Origin of the sequence: Rhodopseudomonas sp. (assembly GCF_048594845.1) — a bacterium.
In the GTDB taxonomy this organism is placed as follows: domain Bacteria; phylum Pseudomonadota; class Alphaproteobacteria; order Rhizobiales; family Xanthobacteraceae; genus Rhodopseudomonas.
Genome location: NZ_JBMDXE010000335.1, coordinates 1 through 2,542 on the forward strand (window position 1 = coordinate 1; position 2,542 = coordinate 2,542).

The window sequence follows — 2,542 nt, forward strand, 5'->3', positions numbered from 1 at the left end:
CGCCGCATCATGTCGGCCTCGCGCGCCGGCCGAAACGCCGAGCCGACCTCCTGGGTCTGCTTCACCGCGATCAGCCGGTCGATGATCTCGCCGCGCTGCATCAGCAACTGATGCACCTGCGCGTCGATGCTGTCGATCTCCTGGCGGAGCTCGTTGAGCGACGGCGGCGAGGGCGGCTTGGTCATTGCGGAGAACCTTCAGACGAAACGCGATGCGACCTTCTGCTTAGGAAACCAGGCGATTGAAGGCAAAGGAATTTGGCTTGTTGGCCGATGCGCTTCCCCGACCCGAGCACTGCGCCAGCGTGAAGGCTACGCGAGCACTGTGCCTGGGGACCCCCACCCCCGACCCCTCCCCGCAAGGGGGAGGGGAGAGCAGGCCCGGTGCGCCCCTCCAGCCCCCGCATGATTGACGCCTCCGGACTTTATGCTTATCTTTCGCCCCACATCCCGTGGTCATTTGAGCCGGCCGGCTTGCAGCCACGTTAAACAACTCGCTAAACAGGCCGGGGACGTTTTGATCCCGGCCGAACCCATGTTCAGGCCGGGTTTTTTATTGACCCTGCCGTGACTATCTGAGGCCGACCGGGACGGTGTCCGGAACGAGGTCGTTGGCAGGCGTATGATGAACGTTCATTCGAAAGGGCAGGTCGCCGGCGAGCGCGCCCACGAGGCAGACCATCCGACGTCGCTGGTCGCCCATTTCGGTCCCGAGCAGCCGCTGCGGCTCGATTGCGGCGTCGACCTCGCGCCGTTCCAGATCGCCTACCAGACCTACGGCACGCTGAATGCCGACAAGAGCAACGCCATCCTGGTCTGCCACGCGCTGACCATGGACCAGCACATCGCCAACGTGCACCCGATCACCGGCAAGCCCGGCGGCTGGCTGACGCTGGTCGGCCCCGGCAAACCGATCGACACCGACCGCTACTTCGTCATCTGTTCGAATGTAATCGGCAGCTGCATGGGCTCGACCGGCCCGGCCTCGACCAATGCGGCGACCGGCCGGCTGTGGGGGCTGGATTTTCCGGTGATCACCATCCCCGACATGGTGCGGGCGCAGGCGATGCTGATCGACCGGCTCGGCATCGACAAACTGTTCAGCGTGGTCGGCGGCTCGATGGGCGGCATGCAGGTGCTGCAATGGACCGTGGCCTATCCGGACCGGGTGTTCTCGGCGATGCCGATCGCCTGCGCGACGCGGCACTCGGCGCAGAATATCGCGTTCCACGAGCTCGGCCGTCAGGCTGTGATGGCCGATCCGGACTGGGCGCATGGTCGTTACTTCGAGACCGGCGTACATCCGCATCGTGGCCTCGCGGTCGCGCGGATGGCGGCGCATATCACTTATTTGTCCGACGCTGCCTTGCATCGCAAGTTCGGCCGCCGGATGCAGGACCGTGAGCTGCCGACGTTCTCGTTCGATGCCGACTTCCAGGTCGAGAGCTATCTGCGCTATCAGGGCTCGTCCTTCGTCGAGCGCTTCGACGCCAACTCCTATCTGTATCTGACCCGTGCGATGGATTACTTCGATGTCGCCGCCGATCATGACGGCATTCTGGCCGCTGCGTTTCGCGGCACGCAGACGCGGTTCTGCGTGGTGTCGTTCACGTCCGACTGGCTGTTTCCGACCGCGGAGTCGCGCGCCATCGTGCACGCGCTGAACGCCGGCGGCGCGCGGGTGTCGTTCGCCGAGATCGAGACCGACAAGGGCCACGATGCCTTCCTGCTCGACGAGCCGGAATTCATCGACATCGCCCACGCCTTCCTGCAATCAGCCGCCACCGCGCGCGGGCTCGGTCGGGGGCGCTGACATGGCTGTGCAGGAGAGCTTGCCGCTGGGCGCGCCCGAGCGGCCGATGCTGCGGGTGCATCGCGCCGACCATCTGCTGGTCGCCGACATGGTCGAGCCGGACTCGCGTGTCCTCGACGTCGGCTGCGGCGAAGGCGACCTGATGCAGCTACTCGAGTCGCGCGGGGTCGATTGCCGCGGCATCGAGCTGTCGCGCGAGGGCGTCAACCGCTGTGTCGCCCGCGGCCTCGCGGTGGTGCAAGGCGACGCCGACACCGACCTCGACAACTACGTCGACGACGCGTTCGACTACGTGATCCTGTCGCAGACGTTGCAGGCGACGCGGCAGCCGCGCGTGGTGCTGGAAAATCTGCTGCGCATCGGCCGCCGTGCGATCGTGTCGTTTCCCAATTTCGGCTACATCAACATGCGGCTGCAGTTGCTGATCAACGGGCAGATGCCGCGTACCGAAAACCTGCCGGCGACCTGGTACGACACCCCGAATATTCACTTCTGCACCATCAAGGATTTCGTGCATCTCTGCGACGAGATCAATGTGAAGATGGAGCGCGCCGTGGCGCTCGATCTCCAGGGGCGCCCGCTGCGCCTCAATGCGCCGTGGTGGTTCTGGAATCTGTTCGGCGAGCAGGGCGTGTTCCTGCTGCAGCGGGCGCGGAAGTGACTCCCGTTGTTGCGCAATAATGCACGCGCAAGATCCGCTCCATGCAGCCAAAAGCTGCACAAAACTAGC

At 64.9% G+C, this 2,542-nt stretch carries 3 protein-coding genes and 1 riboswitch; of the genes, 2 read left to right on the forward strand and 1 reads right to left on the reverse strand.

Features of this window, described 5'->3' with window-relative positions; all coding sequences use genetic code 11:
* Nucleotides 1-185: chorismate mutase (locus tag ACOJTD_RS22645; protein WP_420135099.1), on the reverse strand; the 185-nt coding region annotated here is incomplete at its 3' end.
* A 256-nt stretch (nucleotides 186-441) separates the two neighbouring features.
* Nucleotides 442-521: riboswitch (SAM riboswitch) on the forward strand.
* Between the two features lie 100 nt (nucleotides 522-621).
* Between ACOJTD_RS22645 and metX the strand changes: the two genes are divergently transcribed.
* Nucleotides 622-1,812, forward strand: a complete 1,191-nt coding sequence (metX, locus tag ACOJTD_RS22650; RefSeq protein WP_420135100.1) for a homoserine O-acetyltransferase MetX — start codon at nucleotides 622-624, stop codon at nucleotides 1,810-1,812.
* Nucleotide 1,813: 1 nt separating this feature from the next.
* A complete protein-coding gene (metW, locus tag ACOJTD_RS22655) occupies nucleotides 1,814-2,473 on the forward strand; it encodes a methionine biosynthesis protein MetW (protein ID WP_420135101.1) in 660 nt (219 codons plus the stop codon).
* Nucleotides 2,474-2,542: the final 69 nt, after the last annotated feature.